This window comes from Pseudomonas fluorescens NCIMB 11764 (assembly GCF_000293885.2).
GTDB classification, from domain to species: domain Bacteria; phylum Pseudomonadota; class Gammaproteobacteria; order Pseudomonadales; family Pseudomonadaceae; genus Aquipseudomonas; species Aquipseudomonas fluorescens_B.
Window position 1 is genome coordinate 3,943,831 of the sequence record NZ_CP010945.1, and the last position, 26,550, is coordinate 3,970,380.

A 26,550-nucleotide genomic window follows, 5' to 3' on the forward strand; every position below is an offset into this window, starting at 1 on the left:
GCCATGAACGAGGCCTTGCTGCAGCGTCTCGCGACGCTCGAAGGGGAGAGTCAGGTGCGTCGCTTGATGGCGCGTTATATGGACTTGTGCGATGTGCCGAGGGCGGTGACTCAAGTCAGCGAGTTGGCGGCGTTGTTCTGCATCGATGCGATCTGGGAAGGCATCGGCAGCGTTACCGCGCAGACCTTCGGCCAGCACCGTGGGCGTGATGCGGTGGCGGCGTTCGTCGGCAGTTACTTGCCGCCCTCGGAGCACTTTCGCCTGAACCTGCATTACCTCACCAGCGAGTCGATCACGGTCGACGGCAACACGGCTCGAGGGCAGTGGATCATGCAGCAGATATCCACTTACACCGATGGCCGCAGTGAGCTGTTCGGCACACGGTTGAATATCGATTTCCGCTGTGTCGACGGCTCCTGGCTGATCGCGCATTTGCGTACGCAACGCTTGTTCAACACGGACCTCTTCACCTCGGAGCCGGGCGCATGAGTACGTTTATCAGCGAATTTCGACTCGGTGGTGGCGGCAAACGGGTCGCGATCAAAGACTCGATCGACATTGCCGGCCATCCGACGCGTTCGGGCAGTCGTGCATTTGCCGATGCCAAACCGGCGGTGCGCAACGCCGACGTGGTGGACGCGATCCTCGATGCAGGCTGGCAAATCGTCGGCAAAACCAACCTGCACGAGTTGGCCTTCGGCGTCACCGGCATCAACGACTGGACCGGCACCCCGATCAATCCGCAGGCGCCGGACCGGGTGCCGGGCGGTTCCTCCAGCGGTTCGGCCGCAGCCGTCGCCGCTGGTCTGGCGGACATCGCCATTGGCACCGACACGGGCGGTTCGGTTCGCGTACCGGCGGCATGTTGCGGCATTGCCGGGTTGAAGCCGACATACGGGCGGGTCAGCCGGGTCGGCGCCCATCCGGCGGTTTCCAGTCTTGATTGCGTCGGGCCGTTTGCTGCCGACATGGCGGATTTGATTGCTGCGATGCAGGTGATTTGCCCTGGCTTTCAGGTTCAGGGTTTGCCAACGAGTAGCGCGTCAGTCGGTTTCCTTGAAGTCGATTGCAACCCGCTATTGCAAGCCTGCCTCGACACCGCCGCCGACCGTGCCGGCTGGCGTCGCAGCCTCCTGCACCTGAGCGAGTTCGAGGCCGCGTTTGCCGCCGGCCTGACCGTCATCAACGTCGAAAACTGGGCCGCGTTCGGTCACCTCACCGGTAAAGGCCTGATCGGCGCGGATGTCGAGCAACGTCTGTTGGCCGCCAGCCGTACCAACGCCGCCGAGCTGGCGCAGGCTGAAAAAGTTCGCGCACGTTTCACTCAGCAAGTGGACGCCGCCCTGGAGGAGTTTGCGGTGCTGTTGTTACCGACGATGCCAAGCCTGCCACCGACGCTGATTGAAGCGCGCAGCGCGAGCAAAGCCGTGGCCGGCATGACGCCACTGGTTCGGCCTTTCAACCTCAGCGGCCATCCGGCACTGACGGTGCCGGTGGAACTGGAGTGCGGCGGGCTGAAAGTCGGCCTGCAGATTGTGGGCCGTAAAGGCCAGGACGAGCTTGTCTGCGCCTTCGGTGCGCAGTTGCAACAGAGCATGGCCCTTGAGCGGCCAACCCCTGAAAAGAAGTCATAAGAAAAGCCATGAGGAGAACCGCATGAGCACTCATGAATACCGGCTGATCGCATCATCGAAAAGCCCGGACGAATTGGTCAGCCACGACCGGGTCGACGTTTCGCTGTACAACGACCCGGCACTGTTCGAAGTCGAGCTGGAAAAGATTTTCTACCGCACCTGGGCCTGGGTTGCCCACGAAAGCGAAGTGCGCAACAGCGGCGACTTCAAGACCGCGACCATCGGCCGTCGCCCGGTGATTGTGGTACGCGACAAGAAGGGCCAGATCAACGTCCTGGAAAACCGCTGCCGGCACCGTGGCGCCACGGTGTGTGAAAAGCACAAGGGCAACGCCACCGGTTTCACCTGTCCATATCACAGCTGGTCGTATGGCCTCGACGGCAAACTGCGTGCGCTGCCTTATCCGGATGGCTACGAAGGCATTCTGGAAAAATCCGAACTGCCGCTCACCCGCCTGCGCGTGGAGAGTTATGCCGGCATGGTCTTCGCCAGTTACAACGACGAGATCGAGCCGTTGGTGGATTTCCTTGGCGGTGCAAAACACTGGATGGACCTGTTCATGAAGCAGGGCGCCGGTTACCCGATCAAGACTCAGGGCGAACACAGGTTCAGCTTCAAGGGCAACTGGAAGATCCAGCTGGAAAACACCACGGACGGCTATCACTTCCCGATCGTACACAAGTCGTTCATGTCGTCGGTGGACGAAGAAACCTCGGAAATGCTCTCGTTCATGACCGACGAGCAAGCCGTCACCCATTCGCTGGGCAATGGCCACAGCGTGATGGTGATGGTCCCGGAGCACGTCGATCTGGATCACGACGACGGCACCGAACAATTGCAGGAACGCTTCGCTCACGTCACCGAAGAACTGTCGAAAACCATGGAGCCTGCGCAAGTACGCCGCATCGTCCGTTCGCTGCACGGCGCCGGTTTCAACCTGAACCTGTTCCCGAACGTCGCGATGTCGATGTCGTTCTTCCGCGTGCTGCGTCCGGTCTCGGTGACTGAGACGGAGATCCGTCACGTCGCGCTGGGCATGGATGGCGCTCCGGAAATCGCCAACCGCGAACGCTTGCGTATTCACGAGCATTTCCAGGGTCCGTTCGGTTTCGGCAGTCCGGACGATGCCGAGGCCTGGGACCGAGTGCAGCGCGGTTCGTACGCCGGCGTCAATGCGCCGATTCTGGTCAACCGCGGCCTCAATCGCGAAATCATTGCTGAAAACGGTGACAAGGTCAGCCACGCCACCGATGAGGGCGGCATGCGCGGTGCCTATGACATGTGGAAAAGGATGATGAGCCAATGAGCAATCACGACACCCTGAACGGTTTTTCCGGCCCGTTGGCCCAGGCCATCGAGTTCATCTGGCGCGAAGCCGAACTGCTCGATCACAAGCGCTACGCCGAATGGGCAACATTGTGGAGCGACAACGGCCGCTACATCGTGCCGATCGACCCGGACACCGAAGACTTCGAGGCCAGCCTCAACTACGCCTATGACGATGCACGCATGCGTGACTTGCGCATCGAACGCTTGACTGCCGGCTACTCGCCGTCGGCGGTGGACGCGGCGAAAACCGTGCGCAGCGTTTCGCGCTTTCGTCTGGTGGAAGCGGCGGGGGACGTGGTTGACGTGAATTCCGCGCAGTTGCTGTACGCCTACAAACGCGGCGTGCACACGCCGTTCGTGGCTGACCTGAACCATCGCATTCGCTTCACCGACGGTGTCGCGAAGCTGGAGCGCAAGGTCGTGCGCCTGATCAATTCCACGGACAGCCTGAGCGCGCTCGGTTTCCTGCTGTGAGGGTCAACACCATGAACCGAGTAGCCTTGGTCACCGGCGCGTCGCGCGGTCTTGGCGAATGCATCGCCCGTCGTTTGCACGCGGCGGGGTATCGCGTGGGTCTGGCGGATGTGCGCCTCGACGGCGTGCAACGTCTGGCGGCGCAGCTGGATGGCAGCGGCGCGAGTGCCGTCGCCATCGAACTGGACGTGCGCAATAAAGCCGATTTTGTCCGTGCCCGCGACGTGCTCGCCGAGCGGTGGGGCGGCACCGACATTCTGGTGAACAACGCCGGTGTGTCGAAAGTGGCGGCACTGATGGACATCACGCCGGAAGAGTTCGATGAGTCGCTGGCGATCAACCTGCGCGGCACGTTTGTCGCGTGCCAGGTGTTCGGCGCGCACTTTGCCGAGCGCGGGTTCGGCCGCATCGTCAACATCGCCTCGCTTGCCGGGCAAAACGGCGGCACCGCCACGGGCGCACATTACGCGGCGGCCAAGGGGGGTGTGGCGACGCTGACCAAAGTCTTCGCCCGTGAACTGGCGCCGCAAGGGGTGACGGTCAACAGTCTCTCGCCGGGGCCGCTGGACTTGCCGGTGGTGCGTGAAACGGTGGCGCCGGAGCGTCTGGAACAGATCCTGAAAATGATCCCGACGGGCACCCTCGGCGATCCCGGGTTCATCGCCGACACGGTCCTGCTGCTGATCGCCGATCACGCGGCCTCGGTAACCGGCGCGTGTTGGGACATCAACGGTGGGTTGTTCATGCGCTGATTTTTCGGTGCGACGCGGCCCGTTGTGGCGAGGGAGCTTGCTCCCGCTCGACTGCGCAGCAGTCGCAAAAACTGCGAGATTCGGGGCCACTTCGCAGCCCAGCGGGAGCAAGCTCCCTCGCCACAGAGGCTCCCAGACCACAGGTCCGTGTTCGACTTAAAGGCTCCTTAATAAAAACAACCGTATTTCAGGTGACGCAATGATGAAGGTGAAGATCGAAAGGATCGTCGACGAAGCGCTGGATATCCGCTCCTTTCGCCTCGTGCGCAGTGACGGTCAGCCGCTCGACGCCTATGAACCCGGTGCCCATGTCGACCTGACCGGGCCGACCGGGGTCACGCGCCAGTATTCGCTGTGCAGTCCGCCCCAGGACCGTCGTGCGTATCTGGTCGCGGTGAAGAAAGAAGCGCAGTCCCGGGGCGGCTCGGCGGCGCTGCACGAGGTGGAAGAGGGCATGGAGCTGGAAATGGGCGCGCCGCGCAACCTGTTCCGCCTCGACCCGACGGCCACCGAGCACGTGTTGTGCGCAGCCGGTATCGGCGTCACGCCGCTGCTGAGCATGGCCTACCGGCTGGCGGAAACGGGCCAGCCGTGGCGCTTGCATTATTTTGCTCGTTCGCCGCAGTACGCGGCGTTTGCCGAGCTGTTGGCGAGCACGTTCGCCGGGCATGTGCAGTTCCACTACGGACTCGAGCCGGGTGATATGGATGCCGCGTTGAGTGAATGCCTGAACCAGGCGGGCAGTGCCGCACATGTCTACACCTGCGGCCCTGCGCCGTTCATGAACACAGTGGTGGACGTCGCGGCGCGCAGCCGGTCTGACGACGCTATCCACCTCGAACACTTCCAGGCCGACCCGTCGGCCAATGCCGGTCCGAGCGGCGGATTCGAAGTGGAGCTCGCCAGTTCCGGCGTGGTGCTCCAGGTCCCGGCCAACGCCAGTCTGGTCGATGTGTTGCAGGCCCACGGTTGCGATATCGACACCGAATGCCGCGAAGGCATCTGCGGCACGTGCATCGTCGAGGTACTGGACGGCGTACCGGAACACCGTGACAACTGTCTCTCGAACAAGGAGAAGGCGTCCAACAAGCAGATTTGCGCCTGCGTTTCCCGGGCCGTTTCCGCTCGTCTGGTATTGGACATCTAACGCAAGGGAAGGCTGGCAACCCAGGGCCGGAGCCTGTTGAATAGCGCTCTGGCGGCCGTCAACGGAGGAGACAGCCAGGTACGTAATATTTGCCGAACCGCTCGACGAAGCGGTCGAAAAATAAAAATAAAACAGGCGTGAGGCTTTGCAGTGATGATGACTTCTTCGGCGGTTCGCAATGAGGCGTTCGAAAACTGGTTGAGCCAGGTCAACCAGGCCTGTGGGCGTTTCGATGCCAGGGCCCTGGATACGGATTTCTACGGTGAGCTCGCGGAATACCGCAGCGGTGCCATCAACCTCAGTGTGGTCGACATGGCGCACGTGCACCTGTATCGCACCAGCAAAGACGTCAGCGTCAGCCGCGACGGCCACTATTACGCGGTGTTCCAGATGCGCGGCAGTTCACAGCTGGAGCAGGGTGAAAATCGCGCTCGCCTGGGGGCGGGCGACATCGCCCTGATCGATGCGTGTCGCCCAAGTGACATGACCTATAACGAGGACTCCCGACAGCTGTCGCTGATCCTGCCGCGTCAGGTGGTCGAGCGCGGTTCGCATTTCAATGCGGTCAACTGCGCCACCCGAATCGCGGCCAGCACGCCACTGGCAGCGATGGCCAACAAACTGGTCATGGACACCCGGCAGCAGGAAGGCCTGGACATGCAAGAGAGCGAAGCGGTGCTCGATGCCCTGGTCAGCCTGCTGTTGCCGGGGATCAGCACCCGCGACAGCGGCGGCGATGCCCACGAGCGGCAGTTTCGCAAGATCATCGCCTACATCGACGAACACATCAGCGCCGAAGAGCTATGCCCCGAGCTGATCGCCCGGGAGGTGGGGATTTCAGTGCGGGGTTTGTACCGGATGTTCTCCAAGCGCGGCCTGGTGGTGGCGCAATACATCAAGCACCGGCGCCTGGATTTCTGCGCAGAGAACCTGCGCCGCTCCAACGTTGAACAGAAGCTTTCGGCGCTGTGTTATGCCTGGGGATTCTCTGATTCCAGTTACTTCTCGTCGGCGTTCAAGTCGCGTTTCGGCGTGTCGCCGGGGGTGTACCGCAAGCGTTATAGCCAGAACTGATTGCGTGATGGCGCTCTGACAGTCCCCGAAGCGCCTCAATGCCGCGCCGGCTCTTCCGCCGGCAAATGCAGCACTTCACGCACCAGCATTGCAATGCTGGTCACGCCCATTTTTTCCTTGATCTTGGTCCGGTGCACATCAACGGTTTTCACGCTGATGTTCAGCTCCCGGGCGATGACCTTGCTCGCCTTGCCATCGATCACCAGCATCAACACTTCCCGCTCACGACTGGTCAGCAAGGCCAGTTTGCTTTGCAGGTGCTGGCGTTGCTCCTGATCGGCCTGGGCATGCACGGCTGTCTTCAGCGCCGCCTGAATGCGGTCAATCATTTGCTGCGGGTTGTAGGGCTTCTCAACGAAATCCAGCGCACCGTTCTTCATCGCCGTCACCGACATCGGAATGTCGCCATGCGCGGAGACGAAGATGGTCGGCAGGGTGCTGCCGCGCTGGTTGAGGATTTCCTGCAGCTGAAAGCCACTGGTTTCCGGCATGCGCACATCCAGCACCAGGCACGCCGGTTGCCTGGGGTCGTACTGACTCAGGAACTCTTCAGCGCCGGCAAAACACTGCGCCTGCACGCTGACCGACTCCAGCAACCAGGCCAGCGACGTGCGCAAATCCTTGTCGTCATCAACGATATAAACAATCGGCTTGCGGGTTTCCATCAGGGACCGCCACGAGAATTTCTAATTATTGTTTTCGCACGCGTGCACGCTGCGGCGGACATCGGCGCCTGTGTTGACGCACATCAGCAGAATACCCATTGCGGCAGGCCCTGACGATAAAGAAACCACCTAGTCGACTAGCGGAAAGCCCACCTCGCCATGGGATTCGTCAGAATGGTTGCGCGCCGCGCCGGGCTTTAGTCTTGTTCCATCACCTACGGGCCGCGAACGCGCGGTCCTCATGAAGGAAGGGGCACCGACATGGCCGAACTGAGCCAGCAGCAAATCGACTTTCGCAACGCCATGGCGCAGTTGCCGGCGGCGGTGAACATCATCACCACCAACGGCCCCGGAGGGCGCTGCGGCATCACCGCCAGCGCCGTGTGCTCGGTGACGGACTCGCCGCCGACCGTGCTGGTGTGCGTCAACCGCAACAGCGCCACCCACGATGTGTTTCGCACCAACGGCCGGCTGTGCGTGAACGTGCTGTGCGGCGAGCAGGAAGAGCTGGCCCGGCACTTCGCCGGGATGACCAAGGTGTCGATGGAAGAGCGTTTCGCCTGGGATCTGTGGGACGGTGGCGACACGGGCGTGCCGGTGCTGCGGGATGCGCTGGTGCAGCTGGAAGGGCGCATCAGCGAGTGCAAGGAGGTGGGGTCGCATTCGGTGATGTTTGTGGAGTTGTCGAAGGTCGGGGTGCGTGGAGAGGGGGATAGCCTGGTGTATTTCAACCGGCTGTTCCATCGGCTGGAGCATGCCGGAGCGCATTGCTGAGAGACCGCGTTATCGTTCATTGCGGGCAAGCCAGGCTCCCACAGGGCTTGCCCGCGATGGCGGAAGATCAGGCAACGCTCATTTCAGATCCGAAAACTCCCCACCAACTGATTCAACCGCCCAACCTCCCGCTCCAGTTCGGTACAGGCCTGCAACGTCGATTGCAGGTTCTCTACCCCTTGTTGGTTCAGTGTGTTGATCTCGGTGATGTCCACGTTCAACGCCTCGACCACCGACGTCTGTTCCTCAGTCGCCGCAGCGACCGACTGGTTCACATTGTCGATCTCGCCAATACGCTGGGTCACGCTGCCCAGCCGCTTGCCGGCGAGGTTGGCGATGTTGACGCTTTCCTCGCTGTGTTGCTGGCTCTCGGTCATGGTCGTCACCGATTCACGCGCACCGATTTGCAGCGCTTCGATCATCTGTTGAATCTCCGCTGCCGAGGTCTGCGTGCGCCCGGCCAGGCTGCGCACTTCATCGGCAACCACCGCAAAGCCACGACCTGCTTCACCGGCCCGCGCCGCTTCGATCGCTGCGTTGAGCGCCAGCAGGTTGGTCTGCTGAGAGATGCCCTTGATCACTTCGAGGATCTGCCCGATGTTCACAGTTTTACTGTTCAGCACTTCGATGTTGACGCACGACGCACTGATTTTTCCGGACAGTTCGTTCATCACCTGAATCGTGCGCTCGACCACCTGACGCCCGTCTTCGGCTTGTTGGCGCGCGGCGGAGGCTTGCTGTGAGGCGTCGGAGGCGTTGGTCGCGATTTCCTGGGCGGCGGCGCCCAGTTCGTTGATGGCCGCCGCCACGCTGTTGGTTCGGATCGATTGTTCGTCGAAGTTGCTCATCGATGAATGGGTTGCCAGCAGCACGCGTTTGGCACCTTCATTGACGCCGGTCGCCGCTGAAGACACTTCGCGGATCGAGTGATGAATGCGCTCGACAAACCGGTTGAACGCGGTTGCCAGTTGGCCGATTTCATCCCGTGATTGCACGGCCAGCCGTCGGGTCAGATCGCCTTCGCCCAAGGAAATGTCCTCCATGACCCGCGTCAGTAATTGCAGTGGCCGGGTGATGCGATAGGCCGCGTACCAGATCAACACCAGCCCGAGCAGGGCCGAACCGCCGCCCAGCAACAACTCCAGCGCCGTGCTTTGCACGCCTTGCGCGTCCAGTGCCTTTTGCAGCGTGGTGACAGGCGCAAGCAGCACATCCTGAGGCACGCCGACCAGGACGCCCCAAGGCACTGCACCGGCAATTGGCGCCAGCGGTTCGAGGACGTTGATCTGTTGCCGGTCGACGAACACCTTCGGCTGGCCCTGACGCAAGGTGTCCATGACCTCGGCATTCTCCAGCGGCTGGCCGAGGCGACTGACGTCCTGGCTGTTGGCGGAGATCACGCCACGGGGGCTGACGATGCTGATCTGCCCGTTGCCATCGAACAGTTGGAGCGCACTGGCTTCGCTGTTCTGTTGCAGGGCGGCGAGGTTGATGTCGAGGCCGACCACGGCGATGACTTTGCCATTGTCGATCAGCGGAAACGCAATGCTGGTCACCAGTTTGCGGCTGCCGGACGCCTCGTCGAAATACGGCTCCAGTACGCAGGCTTTGCGGCTGTCGCGGGCGCAGGTGTAGAAGGCGTTGTACGGCGCGCCGCTGGGACCGGGCGAGGTGTTGGCGAGCAGCGCTTCGTCACCGATCACCGCTTGCAGTTCGCCGGGTTTGCTTTGCACCCAGTACAGGGAAAAGCGCCCGGTTTCGTTGCTGCCCATGACGGCCTGATCGACGAAGCTGGCGTCGGCACCGTCCAGGGCATCGGGTTCGAAAATGACATAAAGCCCGAGCAGGTCGGGCTTGTCGATCAGGGCCTGATGCAACTGGGTGCTCAGCGCCTGGCGCAGTTGTGGGCGGGTCAGGTTGCCCTGGTGTTGCAGCTGCCTGAGGTAAAGCAGATAGCGCGACAACCCTTGGCCATATTCGTGAGTCTGCATGAAGGTGCGTTGCACTTGCATCGCCTGCACTTTGCCCAGTGCCTGCATGTGTTCCCTGGCGGCATTGGCGAGCATTTCGCTGCTGGCCCGGGCCACTTGCTGGCTGCTTTGATGGGTCTGGTACAGCGACAAACCCATCAGCAAACCCACCACCAACAACAGACAGAGGCCGGCGAGGAGGGCGATCTTGCTCTGAATCGTCAGGAATTTCTTGTGCATTGGAAAGGCCTTTTTCCATCGGGGCAGCGGATGCGCCACCGCCCCGGTCTGGCTTAGAAAGTGGTGGCGAAAATCACCTGGCTGTAGAGGTTCCTGTCGTTGTTGCCCAACTGCGTGCCGCCCTGATCGGCGCTCTTGTCCGGCTGGAACAGACCGATCAGCGGCATCACGCTCAGGTGCTCGTTGACGTGCCACTCGGCGTACAGATCAACCTCGTGGCCATCGGTATTGCCGAGGTTGCGGTCGATGGTGTCGAAGTTGAAGTACAGGGCGCCAACCGTCAGGTTCTCCAGTGGCGAGACAGAGAACTTGACGTTCTGGATCCGCGAGTTGGCGTTGAACGGACCGGCGTAGTTGCCCGCCACTTCGCCCTGGAACCAAGTGCCGAAACCACGGCTGAAACCGTAGAACAGCGTGTCGTAGCCTTCCGAGAAACGGCTGTAGCGGTAGCTGACATACGGCGACCAGGCCACGTCGGAAAAGGTCCAGCCGGCTTCCAGGTACCAGGCGTCTTCGGTCGAGGTGTGAGGCTTGTCCTGTTTGGCGTATTCGCCGGAAAGGAACAGGTCCTTGACCCCGGCATTGCCGGTAGCGCGCAGGCTGTAGGTTTTCATGCCGTCGCGTTCGAGTTGAATCGGCGAGGCGTACTGTTCGTCGATATCGGTGGTGTCGATGTAAGTCAAACCGACGGTGCCGACATCGGACACGTGTTCCAGGGTGCCGACATACATCTCGGTCATGGCTTGGGCGCGGTTGTCCGATTTCAGCCACATCAGGTCGCCACGCCAACCTTCCTTGCCTCCAATGCGCAACACGGCCGTCTCGTCGAACGCCTTGCGCGCCGCCAGCCAGTAAGCGCCTCCGCGGTTGAATTCGCCGTCGGCCAGGCCGTTGCCCAGGTTGAGCGCGTCACCATTAATCAGGAAGCCATCACCGACCACGATGTTCTGACGGCCGAAGGACAGGTCGACGCCATCCTCACCCAACACGTCGAACAGCTTGCCCGAACGCCAACCGAGGTAGGCATCTTCGAATTTGGTGGTGCGTTCCGAACCGTCGGTGAAACCCGCGGCATCGCCGTCGCCCCAGGTGCCGGAGCTGAGCATATTGGCCGCGCCGTACGCGGTGCCCATACCGGCCAGGCCCTTGTCGAAGCTCAGGCCATATTTGACGTAGCCTTCGCGCCACGAAGAAGAACCCTGATCGAGACGGCCGGACAGCGCGTAGTTTTCCTGACTGTGGAAAATACCGAATACCGCTTCCAGCGTGGCGTTCAGGTGACTGTCGTCATCGGCGTAGAGTTCATACGCGCTGGCATGGCCAGCACTGATCATCAGAGCAAGCGTAGAGAGACGAAGCAAGGGGGACTTGAGCATGGTGTGGCATCCGTTCTTGTTCTTGAGCGCAGGTTTGCGGTCTTTTTCGATACTAAGGCGCGGAACTTTTCCGGCCTTTTGTGTGGTTGCCAATTAGTTGGTTGTGCATGCCAGATTTTAGGAAGGGGGCACCTGACAGGCTGTTTCACGTTTGTTTACACCCTCGAGTGGAGTTGCCAAAGGTATCCACACAGAGCGTGAGCCATGACCTCCGACTTAAGTGCCGAGCCCAAAATTGCGCGGCGAACCAAGCATCACAACCACCCGGCTATCAATAATAACTACTCTGGTTATCGCTACCGTTTGTCGATTTTTTTTTTGAAAAAAACTCGAGTAATCAGCAAATGTTTTGAAAAATGCGGAAACTTCTTACGACGCTCCTACAGATACCCGAGTCGAACATTACTCCGTTTTCGCCAATATCTATGATGGGTAAATCGAGGGTTTTTAATAGCTTATAAAGTGGTGTTATAAATTCGTTTGAACTTAAACATTAGTTGAATCGAATTGGCTTCTCTATTTTTTGCGAGAACTTTCCTAGGGGCTCGTGAGAAGTGTCCTACATGCAAAAAAACTCTCCTTGCTGTCTGGCCAAAAAATGAATAAATATAAAGCGCCGCCAGCATCTGGAGGCACTTCCTAAAATAGCGAGTGAAAAATAATGAAAATCTTGTTAAGTCAGGGAATTGGATGTGTTAGATATATCGGATTGCGACTATCCGGACTCATGTTTGTTAACAGTTTACGGTCAGACTGATGAAAGCCGGAATGTGCATTATTGTGCTGGAATGGCATACGCAGGGTCATTAGCGTCGGCATTAGAGAAATCAATATATGAGCTTTGGCAAACATATAGGTTCTTGGATTTGTTCGCTGCTACGGAAGGTGATGTTGAGGAGGTTGAAGACTCGTATTTACGATATTTTATTGGTTGTCATAAGTATGAGATGTTTCAAGAGATAACTTCGATAAATTCAGTGGTTGCGCCCCAAGGAAATCAACATTTGATTTTAGTTTGGGCGGGCTTTTGACTGTGCTGAGCGCTCAAGAAGTCGACGGTTATCTTTACACTGAAACTATCGACATGGAAAACTCCCAGTATCATTTCTCCAGATTTTTTTCTTCATATGAACAACTCAAAGAATATAAATATCAAAAATAGATATTCCGGCAGGTTTTTCGATTCGATATTGGCTGGTCGAAAAAGAGTAATGGTTCCATTTCCTTAGGAGATTAAAGATGTCATCTTCTATAATAAAAAGATCTGTAATGTTGATGCTTTTATTTGTAAAAGAACAATTGAAGGAGCCTGTTGCGCTTTTTTGGATGATTGTTTCTCCAGCAACGACATATTATTTGCTGGCCTATTTGCGAGGAGGTGTTGTTGATTCAGGGGTGGGTTACTGGGAACGTACTTCCTGGTTTTATGCGTATATTTCTTCGAGTGTAGCTCTGTTTGGTTTTTCTTTTTACATAGTTGGGAGGAGGGAAAGTGGTTTTATCAGGTCTTTCATATATACATTTGAAGCAAAACTAGTTTTTATGCTGGCGCAATTTTTATCTTATTCCTTGATCGCTATCATTTATTGTAGTGTCTTTTATGCGTTGGTTTATTTTTCTATCGGTTCTTCTGATGTTCCTGGACTTTTGTCAATTGTTTTTCGTTTTTTCTTGTGCTACGTGCTGTTTAGCGTGCTCGGAATTCTATTGAGTTTATTGCCTATAAATTTCCAGAATGCGGGTACTGTCTTTTCGATTGCTTCGTTTGTAATGCTTGTTTTGGGTGTGGTTAGTATTCGTAGTACACACCCGATTGTTGAAGCTCTTAATGTTGTAAATCCACTATTTATCGCTAACAAAATTATGACTGAAGGGGTTGAGTGTCACTTGATGTTTGTGTGTTGTCTGTTGGTGGCATTTGTGTTGGCTTTTTTGCTCTCGCTGCATTGTTTGAGGATTAATCCAGTATGGAGTCGTTATTAATGAACGCTCTGGAAGCGAAATTACTGTGTTTTAGTTATTCTGATAAAGTGATATTCAAGGATGCTTCTATGAATGTTTTGCCGGGGGTGATTACCGGCTTGCTGGGTCCAAATGGATCTGGGAAAACCACTTTTTTTGATATTGTTTTTGGTCTGAAGAAGGTAGATAAGAGTGAATTTAATAATGGCTTCTCCAGTCAACTTTATCTTTCGCAAACAGTAGTTACTCCACCTGTGCTGCGGATGTTTGATATTTTCAAGATGACAGCGTTACTCAGTTCTGCCAGGCCTGTGTCGCAAGAGCAAGCGCTAGGAAAGCTAGCTTCTTGGAGTCCCGAAATAGTGGAGCGTTTTAAAGAGATTTGGAATAAAAAATCTGCTGTATGTAGTTACGGTGAGAAACGGTGGTTCTTTACTCTTTCACTGTTGGCCGTGGAAGCGGATCTTGTTGTATTGGATGAGCCAACCGCTGGCGTGGATCCGGAGTTCAGGCATTATATTTGGAAGTGTCTACGTGGGGCTGCAAGTGAAGGGGCGGCGATTTTAATGTCGTCGCATAATATCGAAGAGGTTGCGAGTCACTGTGACAGTTTTTACATGATCAGTCAGAAACAATTTAAACCATTCTGTTCAGGTGAGGATTTCATGAGTCGTTATAACGCAACTTCGTTGGACCAAGCCTTTATCCACGCAGCAGCTGAATCCGTCTAAAGATCAGCCGATTTATCCCTTTCCAGCATTCCAGCATTCCAGCGAGACTTTAAAGCGATTTGGCAGAACAGCCAAAACATCTGGCACGCAGGGCAATACCTGCGTGACGCCGACCATAGACAATCTTTTCAACCAACCGGGATGTTCCTGTCCCGGTTTTTAGTGTTGGCGTTCGTATTTGGCGAATGCGCAGATTTTTCAAGGTCGTTTTCCTATGTTTACCTCCCTGCGACTACCTCTTATCGGTCTGCTCTCTATCGTCCTGGCTGACACCACGTATGCCGCCGACTGCGCCCCGGATCAGGGCCATGGCGCCCAGGTCTTCGCCAATGAGTGCGCGGTCTGCCACTCAGTGGCCAAGGGCATGACAGGCATGATGGGACCGAACCTGGCGGGTGTGGTCGGGCGCAAGTCCGGCTCGCTGGAAGGCTTCAACTATTCCCAGGCCATGCGCAACAAGGACATCGACTGGCAGGCCGAGAACATCGCGCAACTCATCACCCAACCCCAGGCATTCGTGCCGGGGACCTACATGCCTTACATGGGCCTGGCATCGGCGGACGATCGCCAGGCGGTCGTGTGCTTCCTCAAAGAACAACAGTAATCAGCCCGTTATCCGGCTGAACAATGCGTCTGAACCAAAGGTGATTTATGAGCAACGTTGAAATCCTGCCGCAGGTTGCTGCATTTCTTGACCGCCGCCATGGCTGCTTCATTGACGGCCAATGGGTGTTTGCCGAAGGGCCGAGCATTGCCGTGGTCAACCCGGCCACCGGCAAAACCCTGTGCGAAACCCTGGACGCGCCGCTGGAAGTGGTCGAGCAAGCCGTGCAGTCGTCCCATAAAGCCTTCAAATCCGGCGTGTGGTCGGGGCTGCGTCCGGCAGACCGTGAACGCATTCTGCTGAACTTCACCGCACTGGTTGAGGCGCATGCCGAAGAACTGGCGCAGCTGGAAACCCTGAGCCAGGGCAAATCGATCAACATGGCGCGCGCGCTGGATCTGAACGCCACCGTGGAGTTCATGCGCTACATGTCCGGCTGGGCGACCAAGATCGAAGGGCAGACCTTTGACGTGTCGATTCCGCTGCCGCCAGGGGCGAAATTCACCGCGTTCACCAAGCGTGAGCCGGTGGGTGTGGTGGTCGGGATTGTGCCGTGGAACTTCCCGTTGTTGATTGCGGCCTGGAAGTTGATGCCCGCGCTGGCTACCGGTTGCACGGTGATCATCAAACCGGCGATGGAAACCCCGCTGACCGCCATGCGCCTGGCCGAACTGGCGCTGGAGGCCGGCATTCCGGCGGGCGTGTTCAACGTTGTCACCGGCGGTGGCGCTAATGTCGGCGGCGTGCTGACGGCGCATCCGTTGGTGAGCAAGGTGTCGTTCACTGGCTCGACCGCTGTCGGAAAAAGTGTCGGCGTGGCGTGCATGGCAAACATGACGCGTTTCTCGCTGGAGCTCGGCGGTAAAAACCCGATGATCGTGCTGGCCGATGCCGATATCGACAAAGCCATTCAGGGCGCGATCCTCGGCGGTCTGCTGAACAACGGCCAGGTCTGTGCGGCAGCTTCGCGCTTCTATGTGCATCGCTCGATCCACGACAGATTCGTCGAAGGGCTCGCGGCAGCGGTCTCGGCCATGCCAATCGGTGCGGGCATGAACTGCGAAGCGGCGATCAACCCGCTGGTGTCGCGCAAGCAGCAACAAGGCGTACTCAAACACATCGAACTGGCTCGCCGGGAAGGTGCGCGCGTGGTGTCCGGTGGCGAGTTGCTGGAAGGCGAGGGCTTCTATGTGCAGCCGACGATACTGGCGGACATCGACCACAGCATGACGGTCGCCCGCGAAGAAGTGTTCGGTCCGGTGTTGGGGGTGATGCCGTTTGACGATGAAGACGCCGTGATCGCCCTGGCCAACGATAACCGCTACGGCCTGGCGGCCAGCCTGTGGACCAATGACCTCGGCAAAGCCATGAACCTGGTGCCGCGCATCGAAGCCGGCACTGTCTGGGTCAATGCCCACGTGTTGCTCGACCCGGCGATGCCGTTCGGTGGCGTCAAGCAATCCGGCATGGGCCGCGAGTTCGGGCGTGCAGTGATCGAAGCGTACACCGAGCTGAAATCAGTGTGCATTGCCCACTGATTCACACCGCGGGTGCCGGCTTCGCCAGTTCGATGCCCGCGGCACCCAGGCGCTTGAGAATCTCGAACAGCAGGTCGCTCTTGGTCACGCCGACAATGCGCGGGCTGCCGACATAGCCGGTGACGGTCAGGGTGATGCCTTCGGGCGTCAGTTTGCTGAAGCGCACCATCGGTGCCGGTTTGTCGAGAATGGTTTCGTGCTCGCAGTAGGTGTTGTAGAGCAGGTCTTTCACCTGTTCGGGGTCGATGTCCAGGGGGAAGGTGAGTTCCAGTGTCGCCACCCCTTGGGCGCTACCGCCCAGGGTTACGTTGCGCAGGTTTTGCGAGATCAGCTGCGAATTGGGCACGATGACAATCGAGCGGTCACTGAGCTGGATTTCGGTGGCCCGCACGTTGATCCGGCGGATGTCGCCTTCGACCCCGCTGATGCTGATCAGGTCGCCGACCTTCACCGGGCGTTCGGTCAGCAGGATCAGGCCGGACACGAAATTCTTGACGATCTCCTGCAAGCCAAAGCCTATCCCCACCGACAACGCGCTGACGATCCAGGCCAGGTTGGTCCACTGCACACCCAATGATGACAGCGCCATCAGGATCACCAACGCATAGCCGATATTGGCGAACAGTGTGGTGATCGAAGCACGCATGCCCGGGTCCATTTCGGTCTTTGGCAGAAACTCCTTGTCCAGCCAGCGGCCCAGCGTGCGTATCAGGTAAATGCCGATCAACAAGGCCAGTGCAGCATTGAGCAAGTGCCCCGGGATGATGTTCAGCTTGCGCAACCCGGCCCCGCCAAGGATGGAAAAGACGTTGTCGAGCAATTGCCCCAGGGTCGTGCCGACCCCCCCTACAAACAGGATGACGATCGCCAGCAGCAACAGACCGGCGCGGCCGACCCCTGACAGGATGGTCGAAATCTGTTCCAGGCGCCGATCTTCAATGCCCAGCAGTTGTTTCAGCGACTTGCCGCTGGAACTTTTGACCGAGAACAGGAATTCGCAGGCATCCTTGAAGCATTGCATCAGCACATAAAAGCCGCAGAGCACGAGGAAGCCCCAGACCAGTTCATACGTGATGAACCGGGCCAGGGACACATACCCTGTCAACAGAGATAACAGTGTTATCCCCATCGAGAGGCTGGCGATTGTGTAAAGCACGCCAGCCACCGTCCTGCCTGCCTCGGGGGCCTCTCCCGCGAGCACGACGGCCCTTCGGACCTTGCTGGTGCGCAACAACATGTCCAGCAGGACAAAACAAATCACCAGCGCGATGATGCCGCGACCGGCGAGCACCACTTCGCTGCTCATCCCGGTTGCGTTGATGATCTGGTTCATTGTCATCAGCACCAACAGCACCACGGCCAGCGCTCGGGGATAAGGTTCCAGTGACAGCGCCACCGGGTCGGCGAGCGCCGGAAGTCGCCAGGACGGGTGCTTCGTGGATAACAGGGCGCGACTCAGCGAGGTGATCAGGACGCAGGTGTAGGCGACTTTTTCGAACTCCTGGGAAAATGTAGTCAGCATCGGCGTCAGCGGAGTCTGGCGTGTGAAGGTATAAAACAGCAGTTGCAGGGCGACCCCGACGGTCAATACGGTGGCCAGTACAGAGGCCAGCGCGAGGGAACTTCGGCGCAGGCGTCCTTCCGGCATCCGGTGAATGCACAGCCAGGTCAGCCCGCGTTCGGCGAGCCGGCGACCCAGCGTCCAGATGAGCAGGGCCAACAACAGCAGCGCGCTGGTTGTGAGGCGCAGGCCCGGTTGCCACGCGGCTCGGGTGACCGCTGTCGCCTGGTCGAAGAACGTTTTGGCGCGCAGTCGATCGTCCAGCGAAGGGGCCAGGACCGGCGACCAGAAGTCGGGGTTAAGGATGCTGCGGGTGCTCAGGGTCAGTTCGCTTTCCAGCATGTTGCGACGGATGCCGGCGATCTGGGTAATGAGGTCGGAGGCACTGGTTTTCAGAGTGGCCAGGGTTTTCAGGGTGGCGTCGACTTTGTTTTTTTGTTCGGTGAGCGCTGTTCGCTGCGCGGTGATATCGGATTGTTCGGCCGCACCTTCGTCAAGGGGGACAGGCCCCAACACGCCCAGTTGTGTACGCAGTTGGGTTTGTAGCGGAAGCAGTGAGGCGGTGAGGCGATCGACATCCAGCATGAACATCTGGACCAGGTCTTGCGGGCCTTCCAGCTGGTTGAAGTTATCGACCAGCGAGATCTGCTGTTTGAGGTTGTCGAGCCGAACCTGCAGGGTCTGGAGATCGCTTGGGGAAACGGTGAGGGTCGCAGCGCCCGCCCTGGGCATTGAAATCTCGGGTTGGTCCGCCGCCGACAGCATTCCGGGTCCCGCCCCGAAAAGCGTGAAAGCGACGAAAATCATGGCTTTCAGTGCATGACGCATAGGAGTGCCTGACTCTATTGTTAGTCATTCAGCCTATGAGGTTAGGTCATCAGGTAAACCTTCGAGGAATAGTTTGGTCGCCTGCCCCCCGCTGGGCGAGGGGCAGGGGACGTGTCAGACGCGTTCGAACAACACGGCGATGCCCTGGCCGCCGCCGATGCACATGGTCGCCAGGGCATAACGGCCCTGGACCCGGTGCAGTTCGTGAATGGCTTTGGTGGCGATAATCGCGCCGGTGGCGCCCACCGGGTGGCCCAGCGAGATGCCCGAACCGTTGGGGTTGACCTTCTCCGGGTCGAAACCCAGTTCCTGGGCCACGGCGCAGGCTTGCGCGGCAAAGGCTTCATTCGACTCGATGACGTCCAGGTCGGCCACGGTCAGGCCAGCTTTTTTCAGCACCAGACGGGTAGCGGGAATCGGACCGAGTCCCATCAGTTCAGGCTCGACCCCGGCATGGGCGTAACCCACCAGCCTGGCCATCGGCTTGAGGCCTTGGGCGCGCACCATTTCACCGGTGGCCATGATCAACGCACCCGCGCCGTCATTCAGGCCGGAGGCGTTGCCGGCGGTGACGCTGCCGTCTTTTTTGAAGGCGGGCTTCATCTTGGCCAATTGTTCGGCATTGACCTCGGCGCGCACGTGTTCATCGGTCGCGAAGGTCACGGTGCCTTTGCGCGACGCCACTTCGATCGGCACGATCTGACCGTCGAAGCGGCCTTCGGCGATTGCCCGTGCAGCGCGCTGCTGGCTGAGCATGGCCAGTTCATCCTGAGCCTGGCGGGTGATGCCGTAGCGCTCGGCGATGTTCTCCGCGGTGATGCCCATGTGGAAACCGGCAAACGGGTCTTGCAGCACGCCGAGCATGTAGTCGATGGCCTGCATGTCGCCCATGCGCGCGCCCCAACGCGCTTGCGGCAACAGGTAAGCACCACGGCTCATGGACTCGACGCCACCGGCCAGCGCCGCGCCCGCATCACCGAGCATCAGGCTTTGCGCGGCACTGACAATCGCCTGCAGACCGGAACCGCACAGGCGGTTGACGTTGAAGGCCGGCGTCTCTTTCGGCAGGCCTGCATTCATCGCCACCGCCCGGGAGATGTAGGCGTCACGCGCTTCGGTCGGAATCACATGGCCCATCACCGCATGGCCAATGTGCTCAGGCGCCAGCCCCGAACGCTCGATGGCGGCGCGGCACACGTCGGTCGCCAGTTGAATCGGCGGCACATCCTTGAGCGAGCCGCCGAAGCTGCCGATGGCGGAACGGACGGCACTGATTACGAAAATGTCGGATGGGTTCATGAGGGTTTCCCTGGTTCAGTCGGGGGCGCGTTTGGCGCTTTTATTGGGGGAAAGAGTCTAGGGGCGGCAGTGTGGTTGGCCTATGTCGAAAGTGCTCAAGGGGGGTGGTGTTTTTTGCCATTTCAGAGGAAGGGTGTTTTAGATCGGCTTATAGGGGGTGGGCGATGTTTCGGATTCTTTGGGTTGTTGACCGGGGACAGATCCGTTGCTGCGGTCCTGCTCCGTGGGCCTGCCGCCTGAAGGTCATCGCGGTGAACACCAACGACATGCCCGCCATCAATCGCCTGTGGGAGCTGGCCTGCCAGCGATGAACGCCCAGACACCGCGATCCTTCAGACAGCACACGTCATCGTTGACGACCATCGCTGACAGGCCAGCCCCACAGGGGAATGCGTACACATGGCCGGTAGGCCGCCGCGGTTGCATTGGCGGCAGTCGCCCCCTCAAGCCCCGAGCCTGTCCGTCAACCTGTGATGACCTCCATCGGTGTCTCTACCAACGTCTCACTCACCCACCCGCCGTTCCGGAAAAAACAACTCAAAACACGTCACCCCCTCACTGCTGCTGACGCTGTACCTACCGTGATGCAATTGCATGATCGTCGCCACAATCGACAACCCCAAGCCATTGGAATGCGCCGAACGCTCGCGGGATTCGTCGACCCGGTAAAAGCGTTCAAACAACCGGGGCAAGTGTTCGGCAGCAATGGTCGGCCCCTGGTTGCGCACGATCAACCGGATACCGTCAGCCGCAGGCGTGGCGCGAATGAACAGCTCGGAATGCGGCGCCCCATATTTGATGGCGTTCGCGCAAAGGTTGGCCAGCGCACGGCGCAGCAGCATCGGTTCTGCCCAAATCACGCCGCTGCCCTGGGCGTCGATGCTGATCCCGACGTCTGCCGCCGGCCCTTCGAAGTAGTCGGCCATGCGTTCCATTTCGTCGGAGGCGTCCAGTTCCTGGCGTTGGCTCAAGGCACTGGCCGGGTCAGTGCGCGCCAGAAACAGCATGTTGTCGAGCATCCGCGCCAGGCGCTCAAGCTCTTCGACGTTGGAGGCGAGCAGTTGTTGATAGGCTTCGACACTGCGGTTCTGCTGCAGCGCGACCTGGGTTTCGCCGAGCAGATTGTTGATCGGCGTGCGCAGCTCATGGGCCATATCGGTCGACACCTGACCCAGTTGCACAAAGCCCTTGCCCAAACGGTCGAGCATGGCATTGAGCGCCTCGATCATCGGCAGCAGTTCCCGCGGCGCGCCCTGGCCATCGAGGCGCTCGGTGAGGTTGCCGACGCCGATACCATGGGCGTGCCGAGCCAGGCGCCGCACGGGTAGCAGGCCGCGATGCACCAGCAGGTAACCGGACAGCGCCAGCAGAATCGCTGCCACGCTGGCGAAGAGGTACACATTGAGCCGGTACCGGGCGAGCACGGCGGTGCGCTCGGTCATCAGGCGCCCGGTGACCACTTGCAAGCTGCCCATGTCGCCGGAATCGATGGTCGCCGCCAACGCCGCGAAAGGCACGCCATCCACGCCGGGGTAGTGCTGCACGTCGGCCAGGCTCAGCGGATGGTCCATCGCCACCGGCGCCAGCGACGGCATGGCCAGGTTGCCGGGGTTGACCACCAGCAAGGGTTTTTGTCCCGGCGCGCCGATGCTCAACAGGGCTTCGCGATTACCCAGCATGTTCTGGAACAACGCCGGTTTGGTCCTGATGAGCTCCAGCGTATTGCTGTCGTTGAGGAAGGTGCGCAACTGATCGATGCGGTTCACCAGGGCGGCGTCGTCGCGACGGATCAGCTCGTGCTCCAGGTCGCGGTAAAGCGCCACGCCCAACAGGGTCAGCGAGACAAACGCCAGCAAGGCAAACACCAGCGCCAGGCGCAATGTCAGGGAATGGCGAAGGCGGTTCATGGCTGTGTATCGAAGCGGTAGCCGATGCCGCGCACGCTGTGGATCAGCTTGAGCTGGAACGGGTCATCGATTTTCAGGCGCAGGCGGCGCACGGCGACGTCGACGACGTTGGTGTCGCTGTCGAAATTCATGTCCCAGACCCGTGACGCGATCATCGAGCGCGACAGGACCTGGCCCTGGTGCGTGGCGAACAGGTGCAGCAGGGCGAATTCCTTGTTGGTCAGGGTGATCTTCACACCCGCGCGAGTGATGCGGCGCTTGAGTACGTCGATTTGCAGGTCGTCCACTTGCAACTGTTCTTCTTCGCGGGTGGGACCACGGCGAGTCAGGGTGCGCAGGCGCGCCACCAGTTCGGCGAAGGAAAAAGGCTTGATCAGGTAATCGTCGGCGCCCAGTTCCAGGCCCTTGATGCGGTCGGCGATGTCATCCCGGGCGGTGAGAAACAGTACCGGCGTGTCGGCTTCCTTGCGCAAACGGCGCAGGACTTCCCAGCCATCCATTTTCGGCATCATCACGTCCAGCACAATGACGTCGAAGTCGTGCTCCAGGGCCAGGTGCAAACCGTCGGCGCCGTTCCGCGCCAGGCTGACGGAGTAACCGAGCTCCTGCAGGCCGTTGAGCAGGTAATTACCCGCTTTGGGTTCGTCTTCGACTACGAGGATGTTCATGGGCGTGTGCCTCAGACAATTGGCGCCAGTGTAGCCGGATCAATGATCATTGGTGCAGCCGCTGCCGTTGACCTGGTAATCCAGCACATGCTCGCGACCCTGGTGGTCCAGGTAGTCGAGCCGCGCCGGAATCAGGCCGCACTGCTGCGAAATGTCGGTGCTGGACAGGACTTTATCAACGTCCATGTGCACGAAGAAACCGGTCTTGTCATGGATCACTGGCGCCGTGGTTGTCTGCGTATCGGCAAACGCCGAGCCGGTGGCGAGGAGGGCGGCGAAACCGAGGATAAACATTTTCATGATAAGTCTCTCTATTCGGGGTTTTGGCTGTCGGCGGATGGCCTGGCAGTGAGTTCAGGTTAACCAGGCGATCCGGACAGCCGACCAACAGTTCAATGACAAAGTTGTAATGAAACGGCCTCGGCGTTAAGGCTGGCGGCCCGAGGCTTCGAGGATCAGGTCGGCGATCTCTTTGGAGTGGGAGACCAGCGACAAGTGGCTCGACGGCAGCTCGATGGTGGTCGCGCCCATGCGCTTGGCGAGGAATCGTTCGAGGTCCGGATTGATGGTCTGGTCGAGGCTGGAGACCGCGTACCACGACGGTTTGCTGTGCCAGGCGGCTGCGGTGGTGCGATCGGTGAACAGGGTCTTGGCGATCGGTTGCTGCACGGCGAACAGTTGCATCGCCTTGTCGTGGGGCACGTCGCTGGCAAAGTACTTGAGGAAGGCGTCCTGCTTCAGGCTGACGAAACCGTCGTGTTCTTCGGTGCCGGCGCGCACGGGCATGGTCGGGTATTTACCTGATAACGCGACGAAATCTTCCCCGGCGTCCGGCGCGCGGGCGGCGACGTATACCAGCGAACTGACCTTGGGATTGACCCCGGCTTCACTGACCACGGTGCCGGCGTAGGAGTGGCCGACCAGCACCGTCGGGCCGTCTTGCTGATTGAGTACGCGCTGGGTCGCGGCGACGTCGTCGGCCACCGAGGTCAGCGGGTTTTGTACGGCGGTGACGTGCAGTCCGGCAGCCTGCAACCGCGAGATCACGTCCGCCCAGCTCGAGCCATCGGCCCAGGAGCCGTGCACCAGCACGACGTTGTTGGCCTTGACCGGCGCGATGTCGCTGGCCATGGCGGATCCGGTGCCGAGCATCAACAGGCTGGCGGCGATCAGGCAGAGTTTGCTCAATGGTTTCATGGTATCGACCCTTGTCATCTTCAGTGGGAGGCGTCACCCGTGTGGGTGACTGACGACGTCACTGTAGGAAGCGAGGGTGCCGGCTACGCTGACAAGTCGATGACAAGTTTGTAATGCAAGGGCTGCCGTATGTCGGGAGCCCGGAACGGTCACCCGCTCGAACACTTCCAAACGAAGACAATTCTTGGGAGTTAGACCATGACCGATGATCTGAGACGAGATGCCCTGGCGGCCTGGTACAAACTCCTCGCACAACCCGAAATTCGCATGGATGTGGAGGAGCAGTACGACGAGTTGCTCAAGGCCGCCGATGAGATGGAGCGCCAAGGGCTGATCAGCAGCGCGGAATGGCGAACCCTGGTGCGCGAGGCCGGAGTGGCTTTTTCCAGTGCGACAGAAGGGGTGGGCAGAGGCACGTAGGGTTAAATCAACGCGCAATGGCCTGTTTTCGGCCTGCTGTGCGAACCATTGCAGAACCAGCGCGCAGGCCGGATCTTCAGGTGTAGGCCAGTAACCGACCGCACAACACCACGGTGAACCACAACGCGATCGATAGCAGCGCCTGGCATTTAGCAATGCCGGGCGCGGCGACGGCGGTGTTCCATTGATGGACTGACCGATAGACGCCGACGTGGAACAGCGCAGCATTGAGGCCGGCCGTCGCAATCAGGCAAAGCTTGAGGATGAAAACGCCGTTGGAGGCGAAATCATGTGGGTGGGCTGAAAACATCATCAGCCCCGCAGGCACGATCAACAGCAGTGCAGCGACTGACCAGGTCAAAAGGTGCCGAGCAAGGTCAGTCACGGCAATGTTTTTCGACAAGCCGAGTACCCTCAGATCAAACATCACGACCGAGCCGACCAACACGGCGAACCCGATGATGTGAACCACCTCCACCATCGGATACAGCCACAGGTCGCCGCGCATGGCGGCGCCCAGTTGCGAGTCACCCACCCAGTCCAGCCAGCTGTCCGCATTCGCTTCCACGCCGGTGTTGAGGGTTTGCATCAGCGTAACTCTGTGGTTTTGCCGCCGACCGTGATGCGTTCGGCGCGCAGTTCATCCGGTTTGTTGCGATTCTGGTAGCCGACCACGCTGACCGTGCTGCCGACGCTTAGCATCTCCCGGGAAAGACCACGGTTTTCCATGCGCGAGGGCGGCGCCAATACCACGTTCCAGGTCTTGTCCGGTGTTTTGAGGCGCACGAATCCATGGGGATGGGAGTAACCCGATTCTTCGATCGTGCCGTTCAACTGCAAGGGATTGTCGGAGTCGTATTCACTCCAGCCGTGATGAGCGAACGCTGCGGTTGCCACCAGTATCAGTGACAAACCAATGCCGCCGAGCATGCTTTTCATGACCTGTCTCCTGATGCACGCCATCAATAAACTCAAGTCGCGAATTCCAGCTGGTTTTTAGAATAGCTCGCCCGTTTTCAGTGATGGATCGTGGGCTCGGGGATTAGTGTTTCTGAAAAAGTAACTGCGCGAAAATCAACCGGTTATTCCCCTGTTTTTGATTACCCGGCGCTCAACAGCCAACCCGCCACCCCGCAGCCAAGCACCACCAGCCACGGCGGCAGCTTCCAGAACATCAACGCAACAAGGGCGACCAGCGCCAGAGCGAAGTCTTGCGCGGTGAAAATCGCACTCGTCCAGACCGGTTGATAAAGCGCGGCCAGCAGCAAGCCGACCACGGCAGCATTCACCCCGATCAACGCGGCTTGCGCGCCGACGTTGCGACGCAACCGCTCCCAAAACGGCAGAGCGCCCATGATCAACAGGAACGATGGCGCGAAGATCGCCAGCAGGCAGATCAACCCGCCGAGCCAGCCCGACGGCGCAAGGTTCATGGATGCACCGAGGAACGCGGCGAACGTGAACAGCGGACCCGGTACGGCCTGCGTGGCGCCATACCCGGCGAGAAACGCTTCATTGCTGACCCAGCCCGAAGGCACCACCTCGGCTTGCAGCAGCGGCAGCACGACGTGGCCGCCACCGAAAACCAGTGAACCGGCCCGGTAGAAGGCATCCACCAAGGCCAGGGTTTGGCTTGGAAAAAGTTGATTCAAGATCGGCAGGCCGATCAGCAGTGCCACGAACAGCGACAACCAGATCGCCCCGGCGCGCCGGCTGAAGGAGATAGGCAAAGGATCGTGCCCTTCACGCTGTGCGGGTTTGAACAACAGCAGGCCGGCGACACCGGCGGCGATTATCACCCCGACCTGCGCCCAGGCAGACGGTTCAAACAGGACAACGCTGGCTGAAATCATCATGAAGGTGACGCGCAGCCCATCCGTGCACAGGTTTCGCCCCATGCCCCATACGGCTTGCGCAACCACCGCGACAGCCACCACCTTGAGCCCGTGCAGCGCGCCAGGCGACAGGAGTGCACCGTACCGGGAAAGCCCCAGTGCAAACAGGATCAGGGCAACGGCTGACGGCAACGTAAAACCGGCCCACGCCGCGAGCGCCCCGCGATATCCCGCCCGAGACAGGCCCAGTGCAATGCCGACCTGGCTGCTGGCCGGCCCTGGCAGGAATTGGCACAGCGCTACCAAATCGGCATAACTGTGTTCCGACAGCCAGCGACGCCGTGTGACGAACTCATCACGGAAATAGCCCAGATGCGCAATGGGGCCGCCGAAAGAGGTCAGCCCGAGGCGCAGGAAAATGATGAACACCGACCATGGGCTACTGCGGCTATCGGCACGGGGATCGTCCATGTACGCGTCTTCCTGAAATGAAGTGATTCAGTGTTGTATGCCGCCATTCTAACCATGGCCTACGCTTATCCTGAGATGGATGTTCATTGATCGG

The 26,550-nt window shown here is 59.3% G+C and carries 25 protein-coding genes and 1 pseudogene; 13 read left to right on the forward strand and 13 right to left on the reverse strand.

Annotation, left to right across the window (positions count from 1 at the left end):
- The first annotated feature begins 3 nt into the window (after window positions 1-3).
- From B723_RS18220 to feaR, 7 genes are all read left to right on the forward strand, one after another.
- On the forward strand, window positions 4-489 hold the full coding sequence (locus B723_RS18220; RefSeq protein WP_017338078.1) for a nuclear transport factor 2 family protein: 486 nt from the start codon (window positions 4-6) through the stop codon (window positions 487-489).
- Window positions 486-1,634 carry an amidase gene (locus tag B723_RS18225; protein ID WP_017338079.1) on the forward strand — a complete coding sequence of 383 codons (1,149 nt, stop codon included), beginning with the start codon at window positions 486-488 and terminating at the stop codon, window positions 1,632-1,634. The genes B723_RS18220 and B723_RS18225 overlap by 4 nt, the downstream gene beginning before the upstream one ends.
- Before the next feature lie 22 nt (window positions 1,635-1,656).
- Window positions 1,657-2,940: an aromatic ring-hydroxylating oxygenase subunit alpha gene (locus B723_RS18230; protein WP_017338080.1), complete on the forward strand. Its 1,284-nt coding sequence runs from the start codon at window positions 1,657-1,659 to the stop codon at window positions 2,938-2,940.
- Window positions 2,937-3,437 carry an aromatic-ring-hydroxylating dioxygenase subunit beta gene (locus tag B723_RS18235; RefSeq protein ID WP_017338081.1) on the forward strand — a complete coding sequence of 167 codons (501 nt, stop codon included), beginning with the start codon at window positions 2,937-2,939 and terminating at the stop codon, window positions 3,435-3,437. Before B723_RS18230 ends, B723_RS18235 begins: the two co-directional genes overlap by 4 nt.
- 11 nt (window positions 3,438-3,448) lie before the next feature.
- Window positions 3,449-4,189, forward strand: coding sequence for an SDR family NAD(P)-dependent oxidoreductase (locus tag B723_RS18240; RefSeq protein WP_017338082.1), 741 nt, complete (start codon window positions 3,449-3,451; stop codon window positions 4,187-4,189).
- A gap of 199 nt (window positions 4,190-4,388) precedes the next feature.
- Window positions 4,389-5,336 carry a PDR/VanB family oxidoreductase gene (locus B723_RS18245; RefSeq protein ID WP_017338083.1) on the forward strand — a complete coding sequence of 316 codons (948 nt, stop codon included), beginning with the start codon at window positions 4,389-4,391 and terminating at the stop codon, window positions 5,334-5,336.
- 153 nt (window positions 5,337-5,489) lie between these two features.
- Entirely contained in the window at window positions 5,490-6,410 is a 921-nt protein-coding gene (feaR, locus tag B723_RS18250) for a transcriptional regulator FeaR (protein WP_017338084.1), read from the forward strand.
- Between the two features lie 35 nt (window positions 6,411-6,445).
- Here feaR and B723_RS18255 read toward each other — a convergent pair whose 3' ends face one another.
- Window positions 6,446-7,075: a response regulator transcription factor gene (locus tag B723_RS18255; RefSeq protein WP_017338085.1), complete on the reverse strand. Its 630-nt coding sequence runs from the start codon at window positions 7,073-7,075 to the stop codon at window positions 6,446-6,448.
- Window positions 7,076-7,336: 261 nt separating this feature from the next.
- On the opposite strand from B723_RS18255, the gene hpaC reads away from it, so the two are divergent.
- Window positions 7,337-7,849: a 4-hydroxyphenylacetate 3-monooxygenase, reductase component gene (gene hpaC / locus B723_RS18260; RefSeq protein WP_017338086.1), complete on the forward strand. Its 513-nt coding sequence runs from the start codon at window positions 7,337-7,339 to the stop codon at window positions 7,847-7,849.
- An 83-nt stretch (window positions 7,850-7,932) separates the two neighbouring features.
- Here the strand turns inward: hpaC and B723_RS34140 are convergent, their stop codons facing one another.
- The 3 genes and pseudogenes from B723_RS34140 to B723_RS18270 all read right to left on the reverse strand — a co-directional run bounded on the left by B723_RS34140 (window position 7,933) and on the right by B723_RS18270 (window position 11,435).
- A complete protein-coding gene (locus tag B723_RS34140) occupies window positions 7,933-8,697 on the reverse strand; it encodes a methyl-accepting chemotaxis protein (RefSeq protein ID WP_425311822.1) in 765 nt (254 codons plus the stop codon).
- A gap of 93 nt (window positions 8,698-8,790) precedes the next feature.
- Window positions 8,791-10,059 (reverse strand): annotated as a pseudogene (locus tag B723_RS34145) (HAMP domain-containing protein); the annotation flags it as partial.
- Between the two features lie 53 nt (window positions 10,060-10,112).
- Window positions 10,113-11,435, reverse strand: a complete 1,323-nt coding sequence (locus B723_RS18270; RefSeq protein ID WP_017338088.1) for a hypothetical protein — start codon at window positions 11,433-11,435, stop codon at window positions 10,113-10,115.
- Between the two features lie 1,239 nt (window positions 11,436-12,674).
- On the opposite strand from B723_RS18270, the gene B723_RS18275 reads away from it, so the two are divergent.
- The 4 genes from B723_RS18275 to B723_RS18290 all read left to right on the forward strand — a co-directional run bounded on the left by B723_RS18275 (window position 12,675) and on the right by B723_RS18290 (window position 16,270).
- A complete protein-coding gene (locus tag B723_RS18275) occupies window positions 12,675-13,418 on the forward strand; it encodes a hypothetical protein (RefSeq protein ID WP_031318746.1) in 744 nt (247 codons plus the stop codon).
- Window positions 13,418-14,128, forward strand: a complete 711-nt coding sequence (locus B723_RS18280; protein ID WP_017338090.1) for an AAA family ATPase — start codon at window positions 13,418-13,420, stop codon at window positions 14,126-14,128. The genes B723_RS18275 and B723_RS18280 overlap by 1 nt, the downstream gene beginning before the upstream one ends.
- 214 nt (window positions 14,129-14,342) lie before the next feature.
- Entirely contained in the window at window positions 14,343-14,732 is a 390-nt protein-coding gene (locus tag B723_RS18285; RefSeq protein ID WP_017338091.1) for a c-type cytochrome, read from the forward strand.
- A 47-nt stretch (window positions 14,733-14,779) separates the two neighbouring features.
- Window positions 14,780-16,270 carry an aldehyde dehydrogenase family protein gene (locus B723_RS18290; protein ID WP_017338092.1) on the forward strand — a complete coding sequence of 497 codons (1,491 nt, stop codon included), beginning with the start codon at window positions 14,780-14,782 and terminating at the stop codon, window positions 16,268-16,270.
- A gap of 1 nt (window position 16,271) precedes the next feature.
- Here the strand turns inward: B723_RS18290 and B723_RS18295 are convergent, their stop codons facing one another.
- The 6 genes from B723_RS18295 to B723_RS18320 all read right to left on the reverse strand — a co-directional run bounded on the left by B723_RS18295 (window position 16,272) and on the right by B723_RS18320 (window position 23,730).
- The gene (locus B723_RS18295; protein WP_017338093.1) at window positions 16,272-18,659 is read right to left on the reverse strand and encodes a DUF3772 domain-containing protein; all 2,388 of its coding nucleotides are present in this window, start codon (window positions 18,657-18,659) and stop codon (window positions 16,272-16,274) included.
- A gap of 114 nt (window positions 18,660-18,773) precedes the next feature.
- Window positions 18,774-19,958, reverse strand: a complete 1,185-nt coding sequence (locus B723_RS18300; RefSeq protein WP_017338094.1) for an acetyl-CoA C-acyltransferase family protein — start codon at window positions 19,956-19,958, stop codon at window positions 18,774-18,776.
- Between the two features lie 503 nt (window positions 19,959-20,461).
- Complete coding sequence (locus B723_RS18305) at window positions 20,462-21,865, reverse strand: heavy metal sensor histidine kinase (RefSeq protein ID WP_017338096.1); 1,404 nt, start codon at window positions 21,863-21,865, stop codon at window positions 20,462-20,464.
- Window positions 21,862-22,533 carry a heavy metal response regulator transcription factor gene (locus tag B723_RS18310; RefSeq protein ID WP_017338097.1) on the reverse strand — a complete coding sequence of 224 codons (672 nt, stop codon included), beginning with the start codon at window positions 22,531-22,533 and terminating at the stop codon, window positions 21,862-21,864. Before B723_RS18310 ends, B723_RS18305 begins: the two co-directional genes overlap by 4 nt.
- A 39-nt stretch (window positions 22,534-22,572) precedes the next feature.
- A complete protein-coding gene (locus tag B723_RS18315; protein WP_017338098.1) occupies window positions 22,573-22,833 on the reverse strand; it encodes a DUF2790 domain-containing protein in 261 nt (86 codons plus the stop codon).
- Between the two features lie 126 nt (window positions 22,834-22,959).
- Complete coding sequence (locus B723_RS18320; RefSeq protein WP_017338099.1) at window positions 22,960-23,730, reverse strand: alpha/beta hydrolase; 771 nt, start codon at window positions 23,728-23,730, stop codon at window positions 22,960-22,962.
- 198 nt (window positions 23,731-23,928) lie between these two features.
- Here B723_RS18320 and B723_RS18325 point away from each other — a divergent pair, with 198 nt between their 5' ends.
- Window positions 23,929-24,150, forward strand: a complete 222-nt coding sequence (locus B723_RS18325; RefSeq protein WP_017338100.1) for a hypothetical protein — start codon at window positions 23,929-23,931, stop codon at window positions 24,148-24,150.
- A 76-nt stretch (window positions 24,151-24,226) separates the two neighbouring features.
- Here the strand turns inward: B723_RS18325 and B723_RS18330 are convergent, their stop codons facing one another.
- The 3 genes from B723_RS18330 to chrA all read right to left on the reverse strand — a co-directional run bounded on the left by B723_RS18330 (window position 24,227) and on the right by chrA (window position 26,456).
- Entirely contained in the window at window positions 24,227-24,739 is a 513-nt protein-coding gene (locus tag B723_RS18330; RefSeq protein WP_017338101.1) for a DUF6644 family protein, read from the reverse strand.
- Entirely contained in the window at window positions 24,739-25,089 is a 351-nt protein-coding gene (locus B723_RS18335; RefSeq protein WP_017338102.1) for a DUF6152 family protein, read from the reverse strand. Before B723_RS18335 ends, B723_RS18330 begins: the two co-directional genes overlap by 1 nt.
- Window positions 25,090-25,250: 161 nt before the next feature.
- Window positions 25,251-26,456: a chromate efflux transporter gene (chrA, locus tag B723_RS18340; RefSeq protein ID WP_017338103.1), complete on the reverse strand. Its 1,206-nt coding sequence runs from the start codon at window positions 26,454-26,456 to the stop codon at window positions 25,251-25,253.
- Window positions 26,457-26,550: the final 94 nt, after the last annotated feature.